Origin of the sequence: Streptomyces sp. WMMB303, assembly GCF_029351045.1 — a bacterium.
GTDB lineage: Bacteria > Actinomycetota > Actinomycetes > Streptomycetales > Streptomycetaceae > Streptomyces.
The window spans coordinates 1,029,082-1,044,584 of record NZ_JARKIN010000001.1 but is presented as its reverse complement, the minus strand read 5'-3'; the positions used below and the strand labels follow the sequence as shown (position 1 = coordinate 1,044,584).

At 73.5% G+C, this 15,503-nt stretch carries 17 protein-coding genes and 1 pseudogene; 11 read left to right on the top strand and 7 right to left on the bottom strand.

Annotation, left to right across the window (positions count from 1 at the left end):
• Positions 1-7 precede the first annotated feature (7 nt).
• A complete protein-coding gene (locus P2424_RS04800; RefSeq protein WP_276478825.1) occupies positions 8-508 on the top strand; it encodes a gluconokinase in 501 nt (166 codons plus the stop codon).
• A gap of 31 nt (positions 509-539) precedes the next feature.
• On the opposite strand, the gene P2424_RS04795 is transcribed toward P2424_RS04800, so the two are convergent.
• A complete protein-coding gene (locus P2424_RS04795) occupies positions 540-689 on the bottom strand; it encodes a hypothetical protein (protein ID WP_276474545.1) in 150 nt (49 codons plus the stop codon).
• A 214-nt stretch (positions 690-903) separates the two neighbouring features.
• On the opposite strand from P2424_RS04795, the gene P2424_RS04790 reads away from it, so the two are divergent.
• A complete protein-coding gene (locus tag P2424_RS04790) occupies positions 904-1,926 on the top strand; it encodes a phosphotransferase family protein (protein ID WP_276474544.1) in 1,023 nt (340 codons plus the stop codon).
• Positions 1,927-1,934: 8 nt separating this feature from the next.
• Positions 1,935-3,149, top strand: coding sequence for an acyl-CoA dehydrogenase family protein (locus tag P2424_RS04785; protein WP_276474543.1), 1,215 nt, complete (start codon positions 1,935-1,937; stop codon positions 3,147-3,149).
• A 145-nt stretch (positions 3,150-3,294) separates the two neighbouring features.
• Here the strand turns inward: P2424_RS04785 and P2424_RS04780 are convergent, their stop codons facing one another.
• From P2424_RS04780 to P2424_RS04765, 4 genes are all read right to left on the bottom strand, one after another.
• On the bottom strand, positions 3,295-5,673 hold the full coding sequence (locus P2424_RS04780; RefSeq protein WP_276474542.1) for a glycosyl hydrolase family 65 protein: 2,379 nt from the start codon (positions 5,671-5,673) through the stop codon (positions 3,295-3,297).
• Positions 5,670-6,461: a beta-phosphoglucomutase family hydrolase gene (locus P2424_RS04775; protein WP_276474541.1), complete on the bottom strand. Its 792-nt coding sequence runs from the start codon at positions 6,459-6,461 to the stop codon at positions 5,670-5,672. The genes P2424_RS04780 and P2424_RS04775 overlap by 4 nt, the downstream gene beginning before the upstream one ends.
• A 224-nt stretch (positions 6,462-6,685) precedes the next feature.
• Positions 6,686-8,092 carry an MFS transporter gene (locus P2424_RS04770; protein ID WP_276474540.1) on the bottom strand — a complete coding sequence of 469 codons (1,407 nt, stop codon included), beginning with the start codon at positions 8,090-8,092 and terminating at the stop codon, positions 6,686-6,688.
• 118 nt (positions 8,093-8,210) lie between these two features.
• Positions 8,211-8,588 (bottom strand): RNA-binding S4 domain-containing protein, encoded by a 378-nt coding sequence (locus P2424_RS04765; RefSeq protein ID WP_276474539.1) that lies wholly within the window; start codon positions 8,586-8,588, stop codon positions 8,211-8,213.
• Positions 8,589-8,692: 104 nt separating this feature from the next.
• Here P2424_RS04765 and P2424_RS04760 point away from each other — a divergent pair, with 104 nt between their 5' ends.
• Positions 8,693-10,519 (top strand): PP2C family protein-serine/threonine phosphatase, encoded by a 1,827-nt coding sequence (locus P2424_RS04760; protein WP_276474538.1) that lies wholly within the window; start codon positions 8,693-8,695, stop codon positions 10,517-10,519.
• Between the two features lie 121 nt (positions 10,520-10,640).
• Here the strand turns inward: P2424_RS04760 and P2424_RS04755 are convergent, their stop codons facing one another.
• Positions 10,641-10,934: a gas vesicle protein gene (locus tag P2424_RS04755; RefSeq protein WP_276474537.1), complete on the bottom strand. Its 294-nt coding sequence runs from the start codon at positions 10,932-10,934 to the stop codon at positions 10,641-10,643.
• Between the two features lie 119 nt (positions 10,935-11,053).
• Positions 11,054-11,224, bottom strand: a complete 171-nt coding sequence (locus tag P2424_RS04750) for a hypothetical protein (protein WP_276474536.1) — start codon at positions 11,222-11,224, stop codon at positions 11,054-11,056.
• A gap of 148 nt (positions 11,225-11,372) precedes the next feature.
• Here P2424_RS04750 and P2424_RS04745 point away from each other — a divergent pair, with 148 nt between their 5' ends.
• The 7 genes and pseudogenes from P2424_RS04745 to P2424_RS04715 all read left to right on the top strand — a co-directional run bounded on the left by P2424_RS04745 (position 11,373) and on the right by P2424_RS04715 (position 15,456).
• Positions 11,373-11,828, top strand: a complete 456-nt coding sequence (locus P2424_RS04745; RefSeq protein ID WP_276474535.1) for a hemerythrin domain-containing protein — start codon at positions 11,373-11,375, stop codon at positions 11,826-11,828.
• Between the two features lie 64 nt (positions 11,829-11,892).
• Entirely contained in the window at positions 11,893-12,624 is a 732-nt protein-coding gene (locus P2424_RS04740) for a hypothetical protein (protein WP_276474534.1), read from the top strand.
• Positions 12,625-12,715: 91 nt separating this feature from the next.
• Entirely contained in the window at positions 12,716-13,777 is a 1,062-nt protein-coding gene (locus P2424_RS04735; RefSeq protein ID WP_276478824.1) for an SRPBCC family protein, read from the top strand.
• A gap of 8 nt (positions 13,778-13,785) precedes the next feature.
• Positions 13,786-14,127, top strand: coding sequence for a gas vesicle protein (locus tag P2424_RS04730; RefSeq protein WP_276478823.1), 342 nt, complete (start codon positions 13,786-13,788; stop codon positions 14,125-14,127).
• Positions 14,117-14,885: pseudogene (locus tag P2424_RS04725) on the top strand (GvpL/GvpF family gas vesicle protein). Before P2424_RS04730 ends, P2424_RS04725 begins: the two are co-directional and overlap by 11 nt.
• A 77-nt stretch (positions 14,886-14,962) precedes the next feature.
• Complete coding sequence (locus P2424_RS04720; RefSeq protein WP_276478822.1) at positions 14,963-15,154, top strand: gas vesicle protein; 192 nt, start codon at positions 14,963-14,965, stop codon at positions 15,152-15,154.
• Positions 15,151-15,456, top strand: a complete 306-nt coding sequence (locus P2424_RS04715; RefSeq protein WP_276474533.1) for a gas vesicle protein K — start codon at positions 15,151-15,153, stop codon at positions 15,454-15,456. Before P2424_RS04720 ends, P2424_RS04715 begins: the two co-directional genes overlap by 4 nt.
• The last annotated feature ends 47 nt before the right edge of the window (positions 15,457-15,503 follow it).

Here is a 15,503-nt window from a genome sequence, read left to right as displayed (position 1 = left end):
GGTCGTCATGGGGGTGTCCGGGTCGGGCAAGAGCACCGTCGGCGAGTGGCTGGCCGAGGCGCTCGGCGTGCCGTTCGCCGACGCGGACGACTTCCACCCCGCGCACAACATCGAGAAGATGTCGGCCGGCGTCCCCCTGGACGACGCGGACCGGGCGCCGTGGCTGGACGCGGTGGCCGGCTGGCTGCGCCGGCGTGCCGCCGCCGGGAGCCCCGCCGACGGCGGCGTGCTGGTCTGCTCGGCGCTCAAGCGCCGCTACCGCGACCGGCTCCGCCGGGCGTCCGGGAGGCTGTTCTTCGTCCACCTGGCGGGCCCCTACCCGCTGATAGCCGGCCGGCTGGACCGCCGCGGCGGCCACTTCATGCCGTCCAGCCTGCTGTGCTCGCAGTTCGAGGCCCTCGAGCCGCTCGGCCGGGACGAGCACGGAGCGGCCGTCTCCGTCGCCGGCACCCCGGAGGAGACCCGGGAGGCCGTGCGGAGCGCACTGGCGCGCGCCCGGGTGTGCTGAGGGGCGTCCGCGGGGTTCAGCGGCCCGCGGGTCAGGCGAGCGCGACGGCGGCCAGGATCAGCACCCCGACCGTGAGGACGATGATCAGGGCCAGGCCGGAGGGGTTGCGGTGGTTGAGGACGTAGCCGTTCCTGGAGCGCTCGTCGCGTACGAACAGCGGCTCGTTGTCACCCATGGGCATGCCCCGAGGCTAGAGCGCGACCCGTGCGCCTGTCATGGGACTTCGGTCGGAAAGCGGTGCATCACACACCGAGCCGGGAGGTCGACGGTCAATCCGGACCGTGACGCCGCCCTGCCGTCGGGAGCGGAATCCGGACCGGAAGGGCACCCCCTCTGGACTCCATACCGACTAGTCGGCATGATCGGGTGCGACCGATGCCGAAGGAGCGCGCACGATGAGCGAACAGAACCCGCCCGGTCTCGATCTGCCGCGGCTGGCCGCGCACCTGGAGCGCGAGCGCCCCGGACTGGTGCGCGGGCCGCTGAGCGCCGAGGTCGTCCACGGCGGCAGGTCGAATCTCACCTACCGGGTCACCGACGGGGTCGGCCGGTGGGTGGTGCGACGGCCGCCGCTCGGGCACGTGCTGGCCACCGCGCACGACATGACCCGCGAGCACCGCGTCATCAGCGCGCTGCGCGACACCCCGGTGCCGGTGCCCGGGACCGTGCTGCTGTGCGAGGACCCGGACGTGCTCGGCGCGCCGTTCTACGTGATGGACCACGTCGAGGGCACCCCCTACCGCACCGCCGAGGAGCTCGCCCCGCTCGGCGCCGAACGGACCCGCGAGGTCGTCCTGGCGCTCCCCGAGACGCTGGTGGCGCTGCACGCCGTCGACCCGCACGAGGTGGGGCTGGGCGACTTCGGGCGGCCCGAGGGCTTCCTGGAGCGGCAGCTGCGCCGCTGGAGCAAGCAGTTGGAAGCGTCCCGCAGCCGCGAGCTGACCGGCGTCGACGAGCTGCGCGGCGCGCTCGGCGAGGCGCTGCCCGACTCGCCGCGGCCCACCGTCGTGCACGGCGACTACCGTCTCGACAACGTGCTGATCGACGCCGGCGGCGAGGTCGCCGCGGTGCTCGACTGGGAGATGTCCACGCTCGGCGACCCGCTGACCGACCTGGGGCTGCTGGCGATGTACAGCGAACGGCAGGACGTGCCCGACTCGCCGGTCAGCACCACCAGCGGGGCACCCGGCCACCCGTCGGCCGCCGAGCTGATCGAACGCTACGCCCGGCTCTCGGGCCGCGACGTCTCGCGGATCAACTGGTACACGGCCTTCGCCTACTTCAAGCTCGCCGTCATCCTCGAGGGCATCCACTACCGCTTCACGCTCGGGAGCACGGTCGGCGCGGGCTTCGACCGGATCGGCGAACTGGTGCCGGTCTTCATCGACAACGGACTCTCCACTCTGCGGAAGGGCTGAGGCAGCTCATGGACTTCGCATACGACGCGCGCACCGAGGAACTGCGCGAGCGGCTGCTCGCCTTCATGACGGAGTACGTGTACCCGGCCGAGCAGACGGCCGAGGAGGAGCGCGGTGCGCAGGACTCCCCCTGGAGCACGGTGCCGGTCCTCGAGCAGCTCAAGGCCGAGGCGCGCAAGCAGGGGCTGTGGAACCTCTTCCTGCCCGACGAGGAGTACGGGGCCGGACTCTCCAACCTGCAGTACGCGCCGCTGGCCGAGATCACCGGGCGCAGTCCGCAGCTCGCGCCGACCGCGCTCAACTGCGCGGCGCCCGACACCGGGAACATGGAACTGCTCGCCCAGTTCGGCTCGCCCGAGCAGCGTGCCCGGTGGCTGGAGCCGCTGCTGGCCGGCGAGATCCGTTCGGCCTTCGCCATGACCGAGCCGGACGCCGCCTCCTCGGACGCCACCAACATCGGCACCCGGATCCGGCGGGACGGCGGTGAGTACGTCATCACCGGCCGCAAGTGGTACATCTCCGGGGCCATGCACCCGGACTGCGCCATCTTCATCGTCATGGGCAAGACCGACCCGGAGGGCGCGGACGTGCGCCGCCAGCAGTCCATGGTGCTCGTCCCCCGCGACACCCCGGGCGTCGAGGTGCGCCGTGCCATGTCCGTCTACGGGTACGAGGACCATTACCACGGCGGCCACGCCGAGGTGGTCTTCCACGACGTCCGCGTCCCGGTGTCCGCTCTCGTCGGCGAGGAGGGCGGGGGCTTCGCCATCGCGCAGGCCCGGCTCGGCCCGGGCCGCATCCACCACTGCATGCGGCTGATCGGCATGGCCGAGCGGGCCATCGAGCTGATGTGCCGCCGGGCGCTGGACCGGACGGCCTTCGGGGCGCCGCTGGCCCGCCAGGGCGTGGTGCGCGAGTGGATCGCCGACGCGCGGGTGCAGGTGGAGCAGCTGCGGCTGCTGGTGCTGAAGACGGCCTGGCTGATGGACACCGTCGGCAACCGGGGCGCGCACACCGAGATCCAGGCCATCAAGATCGCCACACCGCGCTCGGTGGTGCGGATCCTCGACGACGCCGTCCAACTGCACGGCGCCGCCGGGGTCTCGCAGGACTATCCGCTCGCCCACCTGTGGGCCTCGGCGCGCACGCTGCGGCTGGCCGACGGCCCCGACGAGGTGCACCAGCGGTCGCTGGCCCGCCGTGAGCTGAAGCGCCACACCTGAGGGCGGTACCCACACCGGGGGCGAGTGCCGTTTCCGACGGCGGTACCGCCCTGTCGGCGGCGCACTGTCCCACATCCCGGCGGACGGCTGCGGGCGGAGGCCCGCGGACCGGTGGGTGTCCGCGCCGCCCGGAGCCGCCCCGGAGTCACCGCCCGGGCTCGACCGGTACCGGGCCGCCGCGTCGCCGGGCGGGGTGCCGGCCCTGCGGCGGGGACGGTTCGGGGCGCGGCGGCGGGCGCCGCACCTGGTGGGTCTGCGGTTCCCCGGCCGAGAGGGTGAACTGTCCGCCGCAGTGGCACAGCTCCAGCGGCTCCCCCTCCAGCAGCGTGTAGACGGCCGTCCGGCTGCGGATCTCCACCCGCAGCCGCCGCCCCCGCACCTGCACGGTGAACGCCAGCCGGCTGAGCTGCTCGGGCAGCAGCGGGGAGAAGTCCAGCATGCCGTGCCGCAGCCGCATCCCGCCGAACCCGGCGACCAGCGCGATCCAGGCCCCGGCCAGCGAGGCGATGTGCAGTCCGTCGCGGGTGTTGCTCTCCAGGTCCGCGAGGTCCATCAGCGCCGCCTCGCCCACGTAGTCGTAGGCGAGCCGCAGATGCCCGACCTCGGCGGCCATCACGGCCTGGCAGCAGGCGGAGAGGGAGGAGTCCCGGACGGTCATCTGCTCGTAGTAGTCGAAGTTGCGCGCCTTCTGCTCCGCGTCGAAGGCGTCGCCCCGCTTGTAGAGCGCGAGTGCCAGGTCGGCCTGCTTGATGACCTGCTTGCGGTACAGGTCGAAGTAGGGGAAGTGCAGCATCAGCGGATACTGGTCCGGGCCGGTCGAGGCGAAGTCCCACATCTGGTGCCCGGTGAAGCCGGCCGACTGCTCGTGCACGCCCAGTGTCTCGTTGAACGGCAGCGCCACCGCCTCGGCCGCGTCCCGCCAGGCGGCGGCCTCCTCGTCGTCCACCCCCAGCGCGGCGGCCTGTTCGGTGTACCGCTCGACCACCTCCGCCGCCTCGCGCAGGTTCTGCTGCGCCATCAGGTTGGTGTACAGGTTGTCGTCCGCGACGGCGCTGTACTCGTCGGGCCCGGTGACCCCGTCGAAGTGGAAGGTGCCGCGGTGGTCGTGGTGTCCCAGCGAGAGCCACAGCCGGGCGGTCTCCACCAGGATCTCCACCCCCGTCTCCCGCTCGAACTCCACGTCTCCGGTGGCCGCGACGTACCGGGTGACCGCGTCCGCGATGTCGGCGTTGACATGGAAGGCGGCCGTACCGGCCGGCCAGTACGCGGAGCACTCCGAGCCGTCGATGGTCCGCCAGGGGAAGGCCGCACCCCGCAGGCCGAGCTGGCGGGCCCGGTCCCGCGCCGCGGGCAGGGTCTCCTGCCGCCAGCGCAGCGCCTCGGCCACCGAGTCCGGCGAGGTGTAGGTGAGCACGGGCAGCACGAACTGCTCGCTGTCCCAGAAGGAATGGCCGTCGTAGCCGGAGCCCGTCAGCCCCTTGGAGGGGATGGCGCGCTTCTCGGCCCGGGCGCCGGCCTGCAGCACATGGAAGAGGGCGAAGCGCACCGCCTGCTGGATCTCCGCGTCTCCGTCCACCTCCACATCGGCCCGCGCCCAGAAGCTGTCCAGATACGCCTGCTGCTCGTCCACGAGCCCCTGCCAGCCCTTGCTGCGGGCGCCGGCCAGAGCCGCGTCGACCTGGTCCCGCACGGCGGGCAGCGAGCGGACCCCCGACCAGCCGTAGGCCACCAGCTTCTCCACCCGCAGCGGCTCGCCCGGCCGCAGCTCGGCGGTGACGGTGAGCCGCGCGACGTTCTCCCCGCTCTCGCTGGAGGTGCGGGTCGACTCCGGGCCGTCCACGAGGTGGTCGGCGGCCGCGCCGACCCGCAGCCCGCTGCGCTCGGTGCGGTGCACCAGGCGCAGCCGCATGTCGGAGGCGAAGTCCTCCTCCGGCTGCAGCACGTCCTCCAGCGCGGTGGCGACTCGCGGGTCCTCGCCGCTCTTCTGCGGCAGTTGCTCGTTGGCGACCAGTTCGGACTGCAGGACGACGCGGACGTCGGAGTCCAACGGCTCCACCTCGTAGGAGACGGCGGCGACGGCCCGCTGGCTGAAGGAGACCAGTCGGGTCGAGGTCACCCGTACGGTGCAGCCTGCCGGCGAACTCCACTCGCAGACCCGGCGCAGCAGTCCGGTGCGCAGGTCAAGCACCCGTTCGTGGGAGCGCAGCTTGCCGTAGCGCACGTCGAACGGTTCGTCGTCGACGAGCAGCCGCATGACCTTTCCGTTGGTGACGTTGATGACCGTCTGCCCGGCTTCCGGGTAGCCGTAGCCCCCTTCCGCGTACGGCAGCGGGCGCAGCTCGTGGACCCCGTTGAGATAGGTGCCGGGCAGGCCGTGCGGCTCCCCCTCGTCGAGGTTGCCGCGCCAGCCGATGTGCCCGTTGGAGAGTGCGAAGAGCGACTCGCTCTGCGGGAGCCGGTCGATGTCCAGCGTGCTCTCGCGCAGCGACCAGGGCTGCACGGCGTAGGACGAATTGCTGATCACGGGCGCTCCTTCCGCGACGGGCGCCGGGGGACGTCCCGGTTCCGGTTCCCCTCCCGGTCCGTCAGTTCGGCCAGGTCCTGCACGACGGTGTCCGCGCCGTGCGCGCGGAGCGCATCCGCCTGTCCCGTGCGGTCGACTCCCACGACGTAGCCGAAGTCCCCGGCCCGTCCGGCGTCCATCCCGGCGAGCGCGTCCTCGAAGACGGCGGACTCGCCCGCGGCCGTCCCCAGGTCCTCGGCGGCGGCCAGGAAGGTGTCCGGATGCGGCTTGCCCGGCAGTCGCCGCTCCCGGGCCACGATCCCGTCGATCCGCACCTCGAACAGGTCCTCGATACCGGCGGCGGCCAGCACGTCGCGGCAGTTGGCGCTGGAGGAGACCACGGCCGTTCGCAGCCCCGCCGCCCGCACCGCGTGCAGATACCGCACCGAGCCGTCGTACGCGGCCACACCGTCGCTGCGGATCTTCCGCAGCAGCAGGTCGTTCTTGCGGTTGCCCAGCCCGTTGACCGTCTCGCGGCCGGGCGGATCGTCGGGTTCGCCCTCCGGGAGGTGGATGTCCCGCGCCGCGAGGAAGGTGCGTACGCCGTCGGCCCGCGGGCGCCCGTCCACATAGGCGTCGTACTCCGCCACCTGGTCGAAGGGGCGGAAGCCGGGCCCGTCCCGGTCCCGCAGATAGGCGTCGAACATCTCCTTCCAGGCGGCGGCGTGCACGGCGGCCGTCTTGGTCAGCACACCGTCCAGGTCGAACAGGCATGCGCGGATGCGGTCCGGCAGACCGAGGATCGTCATGCGTGCCGGGTCCCCTGACCGCCGCTGCGGCATGCCTGCCGAGGCGCTTTGCCGCCCGGCTGGACGTCCGCCGGGCAGGACCGCGACGCCGGTACGGATCCCCGGCGCCGCCTCGCCGGAACCTGCCCGCGCCGCGGGGGAGGAGGAGCTGCCGGGCGCCGCGGGCTCGGGGCCGCTCGCGTACGCCGATCGGCAGCCGGGCGCCGCGCGGCGGATCCTGCGGGCTACGGCCGGGCGGATGTCAGATCGCCGGTCGGTCCCGGCTCCGCCGCCGGGCCCCGGCCGTCGGGTGCGGTTCCCGCTCCGGCGTCCGGGTCCGCGGCTTCCTCGACGGTGCTTCGGGGTTGCGGAGGTTTCCGGTCCATCTCGCGCCACTCCGGTCGCAGACCGGTCAGGTTCGTGGTGAGGAAGTACGCGGCCGCGCCGGCCAGCAGCACCGGTGCCAGGCCGAAGGAGGCGACGGCCGCACCGGCGAGCAGGCCGCCGAAGGGGATGCCGGTCCAGGCCAGCGAGTCGCCCAGCGCATTGACCCGGCCCCGCAGCTCGCCGGGGACGCGCTCGAAGTTGAGTGCCCCCAGTATCGGATTGAGGAAGCCGGCCCCGAAGCCGCCGAGCGCGAACACCCCGAGCACCGCCCACAGCGGTACGTCCACGGCCAGGATCAGAAAGCGCGGTGCGCCCGCCAGCAGGAACCCGGCGAAGAAGACGGGGCGTCGGCGTATCCGGTGCCCGACAGCGGCGGCCACCAGGCTCCCGGCGACCGCGGCGATCCCCAGCGCGCTGTTGGCCAGTCCGATCGCGCCGGGCCCGTTGCCGGACTCCCGTGCCCACACGGGCAGCAGCAGGGTGGCGAAAGCGGCGTCCAGCAGATTGGTGACACCGACCATCACGATCACCGTCAGCAGCAGCGGATCGCCGCGCAGGAACCGGAAGCCCGCGCCGAGCCGGTGCCAGTAGCCGGGGCCGGGCCCGGCGGGATCGCCGCCGGCTCCCTCGGCCCTCTCGGCCCCGCCCGCCGGGCCGGGGCCGTCGGCCCCCTCGGCGCTGCCGCCCCGGCGGGCCGGGAGCAGCAGCACGATCACAGCCGAACCCGCGGCGAAGCAGCAGGCGATGGCGAACAGTGCCGTCTGCGCGCCGAGCAGCGCCACCACCGCGCCGCCCGCCGCCGGGCCCACGGTGGAGGCGAGCCGTTCGGTCACCCCCGCCAGTCCCGCGGCCCGTTCCAACGGCACCCCGGCACGATCCGCCGCCACCGGGACCATGATCTCCTTCGACAGATCGCCGGGCCCCCGGGCCGCCCCGACCAGTGCGACCAGGAGAAGCAGCAGCCAGAACGAGAGCACGTCCATCAGGTGCAGCAGACCGACCGCGGTCACCGCGACCGCGCTGAGCACATCCGTCACCGACGAGACCGTGCGCGGCCCCGTCCGGTCCACCAGGGGGCCGGTGAACGCCTTGACCAGGACGTACGGGGCGAGCTCGGCCAGCGCGACCAGCCCGGTGCGCGCTGTGCTGCCGGTGGTCACCAGCACGAACCAGGGGAGCGCGACGGCCGAGATACGGGTGCCGGTCAACGACACGGCCATCGCTGCCAGCACCCCCGCCAGCGGCCGTCGGCTCCGCTCGGTCATACCGGAACCCTAGAGGGCACCCCGGTGCCGGTTCCGTGCGGGTACCGAACGGCCCCCGGGCCGCGCGTGCCGCGGGCTGCGGGACGGCCGCCTTCTCGGCAGCACTCTCAGCGGTGCGTCACTGCGCTCCGCGCAGCCGGTCGAGCTCCCTGCGGTCGCGTTTGGTGGGGCGTCCGGCGCCCCGGTCGCGGCGGGCGACGACGGGGACCTCCACCGGGGACGGCGGGGGCGGGCTGTTGTCCTGGTAGCACGCGACCGCGACGGGTGCCCCCACCCGCTTCTTGATCAGCCGCTTGACGATCACGATCCGTTCGCGCCCCGCCTGGCGCACCCGCACCTCGTCCCCCACCCGTAGGGCGTGCGCCGCCTTCACCGACTCCCCGTTGACCTTGACGTGGCCCCCGCGGGCCGCGGTCGCCGCCTGGGAGCGGGTCTTCGTCAGCCGTACGGACCAGATCCAGCTGTCGACCCGTACCGACCCCTCGTCTGCCGTCATACCCCCGACTCTAGGCGAGGACGCCCGCACCGGTGCCCGGCTCGGGCACGAGGGCCGGCCCGCCGCCCGGCGAAGCGGCCGGGCACGGCAGAGAATGGCCGTCTATGGACGCCTCGTCTGCGGACCCAGCTTCCGGAGCCTCCGCCAGCGCCTCGGAAGACGCGCTCCGGGAGCTCAGCCGGGCGGCGCTGCGCACCGTCGCCCGCGCCCGGCACCGTGCCCGCGTCCGGATCGCCGCGGCGAGCCCCGCGCACCCCGCGCACCCCGCGCACCCTGTCCACCCCAGCCCCTCCCCGGAGGGGGCGGGGCGGCCCAGGAGGGGGCCGTTCGCCTACGACGGCGCGGAGCCGGTGCCGCCCGGCGACGTGGCCGTACTGCCCGGGCTGCCGTCCTGGATGCCGGCCGTGCTGGGGGTGCTGCGGGGCAGCTCGACGCTGCTGCGCCCGGAGTACGGCCCGGACGGCACGGTCGCCGACTTCCTCGTCGTCGGTGCCAACCACTTCGAGTTGAGCGGTGTGGAACGCGGCTCCTACGAGTTCCTCGGCAAGCGGCTGTCGGAGACCCGGCCGGGCATCCGGAGCAGCGGGATGTACGACGTCTACTGCGCGGCCCTGACCGGCGGCACCCCGGTGTCCAGCGACACCATCGACTATGTCGATGTGATCGACGGCGTGCTCCGGCGCGCCCGGCTGCGCGGCACCGTGACCCTGCTGCCGGACGAGGGGCTGCTGCTGACGAACTGGGAGCCGGTGGGCGAGGCCCGGCTCGGCCGCCTCGTCCAGCAGGGCGGCCGCCTGGGATGGGCGGAATGGGATCTGGTCACCGGCCGGATGCACTGGTCCCGAGGGCTGCGCGAACTGCTCGGCCTGGCGGCGCCGGCCGAGGGTGTTCCAGCGGAGGAGCGGGCGGCCCGCACGGTGTCCGCGGCCCGGGGCCTCGCCGCCGAGCTGGTCGCCGTGGGCCGGCTGGTCGACCCGGCCGACGTGCCCGTCTTCGTCGCCGACATGCGCGCCCTGCTGGCGGGCGGCGAGGTGCCCGGCCGGGAGCTCACGCTCCACGTGGACGGAGAGGTACGCCGCGTCCGCTGGACCGGCCATGCGCAGCCCGAGGGCGCCCGGCTCCCCGAGTCGCTGCTGTTCGCCGCCAGGGACATCACCGGTCAGGAGGAGCTGCTGAGCCGGGCGCTGACCGAGACGGAGCGGCTGCGCCGGGAGGCGGCCACCGAGCGTCGGGTCTCGGAGACGTTCCGCAGGGCGCTCACCCCGCCACTGGGCGCGCTCACCCCGCCGTGGCTCTCCGTGAGTGCCGCTTATGTGCCCTCCGAGTCGGGGGTCGGAGGTGACTGGTACAAGTGCCGGGAGCTGCCCGACGGCCGGGTGCTGCTGGCCGTCGGCGACGCCTCGGGGCATGGCGTGGACGCGGCCAGCCGGGCGGTGCAGCAGCGTTCCGCGCTGGCGGGGCTCGCCTACACGGACGAGGACGCGGCGGAGCTGTCGACGGCACTGGGCGAGGTCGTCTACTACGGCGGTCTGGACACCACCGCCACCTGCGTGGTGGGCCATCTGTACCCCGGGACCCGCGTTCTGCGCTGGGCCAGCGCCGGGCATCCGGCACCGGTCCTGGTCCGGGACGGCGTACCGCGACTGCTGGAGGCGGAACACGGAGTGATGCTGGGGGTCACCCCGCACACCGCGTATCCCCTCAACACCACGCAGTTGCGCTCCGGTGATCTGCTGCTCTGCTACACGGACGGCGTCATCGAGCGCCGGGGTATGGACCTGGACGAGGGGCTCGGCGCGCTCCTCGCCGCGGCACGGGAGTGCGCGGGGGGCAGCGGCTCGGCCGAAGCGGCCACGGACTGCCTGGCCTCCACTCTCCTGGGGCGGGAGGCGGAGGACGACGCGACGCTCCTCGCCGTTTACGTGTCCTGAGCCGGCCTGCTCGAGCCCGCCCGGAACTGCGCACCAAAGGCACCGGGACCGGCTCAGGCCCGGCCCGGGACCCGGCCCCGCCGCGTACGAGGAGCGGCCCGCCGTGCCGCGGGGCCGGGACTCAGCGCGGGTCGGCCTTGCCCCGCTCGTAGCGGCGCAGCCGCCGGTAGCCGGTCAGCTCGCCCGCCGGGTCGAGCGTCATCTCGTACGAGCCGAGCATGCTGACGCTGTCCGGTATCCGGCGCAGCTCGACGACTTCGACGTGGAGTGTCCAGCCTCCGTCGGCACCTCTGGTGACGGAGGAGACCGACTCGGACTCCAGGCCGGTCAGCTCCTCGATGGCCTCCCGCGCCGATCGCAGGACCTGTGCCGTGCCGGGGGCCTTCGGCTCGACGGTCGGCTTCTTCTCGGTCATCCGCGGTCCTCCTCCTTCCCCGTCGGTGCGGGGAGCGTCGGTGAACCGCGCGGGTGCCCGCTGTGCGCGGAGTGAACCGGGCCGAGCCGGGTACCGGGAGGGAGCCGGTTCCCGGCCGGTCAGTTCTCTCCGCGGAAGATGTGCGATTCCGGGTCCCGGTCGCCTGATGTGGCGTGCGGCCCGTAGCCCATGGGGCCGTCCGGGCCGCGCGCCGCCCGCGAGGCGTGCACCGTCGGGCGGCGGGGTTCCCGGGCGCTCTCGCCACGGGTGGTCGTCTGCTCCTGCTGCACGTGCCATCACCTCCGTGTTCGGCTCACGGACGCGAGTCCCCAGCTCTCCGCGGACCAAACGGCGATTCGTGTAAATCGGGCGAAACGGTGGTGCGGTGGAGCAGCGGCAAGAGGGGCGGGCGGGTCGGGACAGAACGAGGGAGAGGCGATGACGTATCGTCCGGACGTACTCGAACTGCTCGCGGACGAGCATGCCGAGGTGGAGCGTCTCGTGGTGGCCTACGAGGCGACCGGCGATCCGGAGCGCCGCGCCGCGCTGGCCGAGCAGCTGGTGGCCGGGCTGGAGCGGTGTGCCCGCGCCGAGGACCAGACGCTGTACCCCCTCGTGCGCAAGCTGCCCGACGGGGAGCGCCGGGTCGCGGCCGCCCGGCAGCGGTGGTCGGCCGCGGCGGCGACCGCCAGGGAACTGAGGGACGCGGATCCGGATCGGCCCGCCGCCGGGCACCGGCTGGACACCCTGCTCGACCGGCTCCACGAGCACGCCGCGTACGAAGAGGACGAGATCCATTCTCCGCTGCGGGCCCGGCTCCGCCGTCGGGAGCGCCGACGGCTGGGAGCGGCGGCCGCGAGCAGGCTCCTGGAGAGCCGCTCCGGCGCCGAGTGAGAGCCCCCCGCGGCCGGGGGGAGAGGGTCGCGGGTTTGACCCTCGGGCCAAGGGCTACCCGAGCGTGACCGCGGTCCAGCGCGACCCAGCGGGGCGCGGCGCGGGCAGGGCGGCGACCGGTGCGCTGGTCAACCGCCAGGTCGAGGTGCTGGCCGACCGGCTGCACGAGCGCACCCTCGACATCCGCGACCGGCTCGACGGCGTCGGTGACTACGCCGAGGACGCAGCCGGTACCGCCCGCGACGCCGCGTCCACGGCGAAGGACACCACCGGCGGCGCGGTGGGCTCAGCGCGCCGGGCGCTATCCGGCAGCCGACGCGCGGACTCCGCCCACGACGGCGCCGAGGACACCGAGGAGTCCGCGGACGACGCCGTGGACGAGACGAGGGAGGCCGCGGACAGCGAGGGCGATGCCGAGGCCCAGGATGCCCGAGCCCCGGAGTCCGCGCAGCAGAACACCGGCGCCCCGCGCAGGGCGGCGGGCTCCGAGAAGAGGACGGCTGCCGGGCGCCCCGCCGAGAAGCAGCGGGCGAACCGGGCTCCGGCCAAGAGGGCCGGGTCGTCCTCCGCGTCGGCAGCCTCCTCGAGTCGTTCCGGGACCGCGAAGCGCGGCGCCTCGGCCGCCCGGTCCACCAGCACCTCGACTGCCAGGTCCACCCCGGAGTCCGCCGGCAGGTCCGCCGCCGGTTCCTCCGGCAAGTCCTCCTCCGGCACGTCCTCTGGCAAGGCCTCCGGAAAGTCCTCCGCAACGAGGGCGCGGAGCAGCAGTGCGAAGGGAGGCCGGAGCCATGGCTGAGACCCGCACTCAGAACGACGGCGGCACATCGCCCGGCGGCCTCGACACCGGGGCGACCCACCGTCTGAAGTCCGTGGCGCGCGAGCTGGCCATGGCTGAGGCCGAGAAGCTGCTCACCGGGCTGGGCCGCAAGCTCGGCCAGGCCACCGGGAAGCTCAACGACGTGGCCGAGGGCAACAGCCTCGGCTTCGCCGGGCTGGCGTTGGAAGGCGGTCGGAAGATCACCGAGGGCAAGGGCCCGCTGCGCACCGCGGTGGAGGTCGGCGGCGGTCGCCTCAAGGACAAGGCCGTCGAGGGCATCAAGGGGATGTTCGGCGGAGGAGGCAAGAACCGGAAGGGGAGCGGCGGTCAGAAGCCGATCGTCATCCTGGAGTACGTCGATGTCGGTGTGCCCGTCAGAGATGCGTACGACCAGTGGACGCAGCTGCAGGACTTCAGCTCCTTCACCAAGGGCGGGCAGGACGTCACGGTGGCCGACGACACCACCTCCGACTGGAAGGCCAAGATCTTCTGGTCCAACCGGAGCTGGAAGGCCGCCACCACCGAGCAGGTTCCCGACCAGCGCATCGCCTGGACGTCCGAGGGCGCCAAGGGCAGCACGAAGGGCGTGGTGACGTTCCCTGAGCTGACCGGCAACCTCACGCGTGTCGTCCTGCTGATCGAGTACTACCCCAAGGGCCTGTTCGAGAAGACCGGCAACATCTGGCGCGCCCAGGGCCGCAGGGCCCGGCTCGACCTCAAGCACTACGTCCGCCACATCGCGATGAAGGGCGAGGCGGACGACGGCTGGCGCGGCGAGATCCGCGACGGCGAGGTCGTCACCACCCACGAGGACGCGGTCGCCGAAGAGGAACGCCGCGCCGAGGACGACGAGGCCGGGTACGACGACGAGCCGGAGGAGCCCGAGGGCCTCGCAGCCGAGGCCGAGGAGGAGACCGAGCCGGAGGACGACGGCGAGGACGAGTACGACGACGGCCCGCGGGACCCGGAGGACGCCGAGTACGAGGACGAGTACGACGACGAAGGCCCCCACGATGTCGAGGATGACCACGACGGCGAGGGCGAGTACGACGGCGAGGGCGAGTACGACGGTCAGGACGAGTACCGGGAGGATCCCGAGGAGGAGTACGCCGCGGCGGGTGAGCGCCGGTGAGTACGCCGATGCCCGGCAGCAGCAGGCTGCCCGACCGCTACGAGAGCGGGAGCAGCGCGAACCTCGCCGACATCCTCGAGCGCGTCCTCGACAAGGGCGTGGTGATCGTGGGCGACATCCGGATCAACCTGCTCGACATCGAACTGCTGACCATCAGACTCCGGCTGATCGTCGCCTCCGTCGACAAGGCCAAGGAGATGGGCATCGACTGGTGGGAGATCGATCCGGCGCTCAGCTCCAGCGCCCGGCGACGCGAACTGTCCGAGGAGAACGACCGGCTGCGGCGGCGCGTCGCCGAACTGGAGGACCGCGAGCCGGAACGCCTGGAGGGAGAGCGCGGTGAACGGTGAGCTGCGGTACGTCTACGCGGTGACCGAGCCCCTCGAGGAGTCACTGCCCGACGGTGTACGGGGCGTGAGCGGCTCCGCCCCGTACCCCGTTCACCACGCCGGATTGACGGCCGTGGTCAGCCGGGTCCCGGAGGCGGAGTTCGCGGAGCAGCCGCTCCGCGCCCACCTGGAGGACCTCGCGTGGCTGGAGGAGACGGCCAGGGCCCACCAGGCGGTGGTGGACGCGGTCACTGCCCGCACCTGCCCCCTGCCGCTGCGCCTGCCCACGGTCTACCGGGACGAGGACGGGGTCCGCCGCGCCCTGGAGGAGGGCCGTGAGGAGTTCTCGGCGGCACTCGGCCGGCTTGCGGGCCGGGTGGAGTTGGGGGGTCAAGGTCTATGCGCAGCGTGCGCCGGAACCCGCGGCCGCCGCGGCGCCGGCGACCAGTGGACGGGAGTTCCTGCGCCGCCGCAGACAGGAGGTCACCTCGCGGCAGAACGCCCTGGAGGCGGCCGAGGAGCTCGGCCGTACGCTCCACGCGGCCCTCGCCGGGCAGGCCGAGGACGTGCGGGAGTACCCCGCGCAGAACCCGCAGCTGTCCGGGGTGCCGGGGCAGAATCTGCTCAATGCGGCCTACCTCCTGCCCCGTGAGCGGTCGGAGGAGTTCGTCGAGAGCGTGGAGCGGCTCGGCGGGCACGACTCCACCGTCCGGGTCGAGCTGACCGGTCCCTGGGCCCCGTACTCCTTCGCGGCCCCGCAGCAGGAGGCCCGGCCGTGACGGCGCCGTCCCCCGAGCCCTGCGGGGACGAGCGGGTACGCCGCGAGCCGAGCGGCCCGGCCGCTGTGGACCCGGGTCTGCCGTGGGCCCGGCGCCAGGTCTCGCTGGTGGATCTGCTGGACCGGCTGCTGGGCACCGGGGTGGTGCTCACCGGGTCGCTGACCCTGGGCATCGCCGATGTGGACCTGGTCCGGATCGACCTGCGGGCCCTGATCAGCTCCGTCAACGCACACGTCCCCTCGCCCTGGGAGGGAGGGCAGCCGCTGTGACCCGAGCGCAGGAGAGCAGGACCGGCGCGGGCCGTCGGCTCGATTTCGACCCCGACACCGTCGAGCGGGACCTGGCCGCGCTGGTGCTGACCATCGTGGAGCTGCTGCGGCAGCTGGTGGAGCGGCAGGCCCTCCGCCGGGTCGAGGTCGGGGATCTCGACGAGGATCAGGAGGAGCGGATCGGGATGACGCTGATGCTGCTGGAGGACCGCATGGAGCTGCTGCGGGAACGGTTCGGGCTGACGCCCGAGGACCTGAATCTCGACCTCGGGCCACTGGGCCCCCTGCTGCCGAACGAATGACACCGCGCGCCCCCGGCAGCACATCGCCGGTTTACCGAGAGAAATCA

Coding starts and splice junctions, on each gene's coding strand:
- P2424_RS04735 (WP_276478824.1), top strand. CDS start 12,716: ATGGCTGAGGCCGAGAAGCTGCTCACCGGGCTGGGCCGCAAGCTCGGC.
- P2424_RS04730 (WP_276478823.1), top strand. CDS start 13,786: ATGCCCGGCAGCAGCAGGCTGCCCGACCGCTACGAGAGCGGGAGCAGC.
- P2424_RS04775 (WP_276474541.1), bottom strand. CDS start 6,461: ATGACGATCCTCGGTCTGCCGGACCGCATCCGCGCATGCCTGTTCGAC.
- P2424_RS04790 (WP_276474544.1), top strand. CDS start 904: ATGAGCGAACAGAACCCGCCCGGTCTCGATCTGCCGCGGCTGGCCGCG.
- P2424_RS04770 (WP_276474540.1), bottom strand. CDS start 8,092: ATGACCGAGCGGAGCCGACGGCCGCTGGCGGGGGTGCTGGCAGCGATG.
- P2424_RS04755 (WP_276474537.1), bottom strand. CDS start 10,934: ATGACCGAGAAGAAGCCGACCGTCGAGCCGAAGGCCCCCGGCACGGCA.
- P2424_RS04745 (WP_276474535.1), top strand. CDS start 11,373: ATGACGTATCGTCCGGACGTACTCGAACTGCTCGCGGACGAGCATGCC.
- P2424_RS04785 (WP_276474543.1), top strand. CDS start 1,935: ATGGACTTCGCATACGACGCGCGCACCGAGGAACTGCGCGAGCGGCTG.
- P2424_RS04800 (WP_276478825.1), top strand. CDS start 8: ATGGGGGTGTCCGGGTCGGGCAAGAGCACCGTCGGCGAGTGGCTGGCC.
- P2424_RS04765 (WP_276474539.1), bottom strand. CDS start 8,588: ATGACGGCAGACGAGGGGTCGGTACGGGTCGACAGCTGGATCTGGTCC.
- P2424_RS04795 (WP_276474545.1), bottom strand. CDS start 689: ATGCCCATGGGTGACAACGAGCCGCTGTTCGTACGCGACGAGCGCTCC.
- P2424_RS04760 (WP_276474538.1), top strand. CDS start 8,693: ATGGACGCCTCGTCTGCGGACCCAGCTTCCGGAGCCTCCGCCAGCGCC.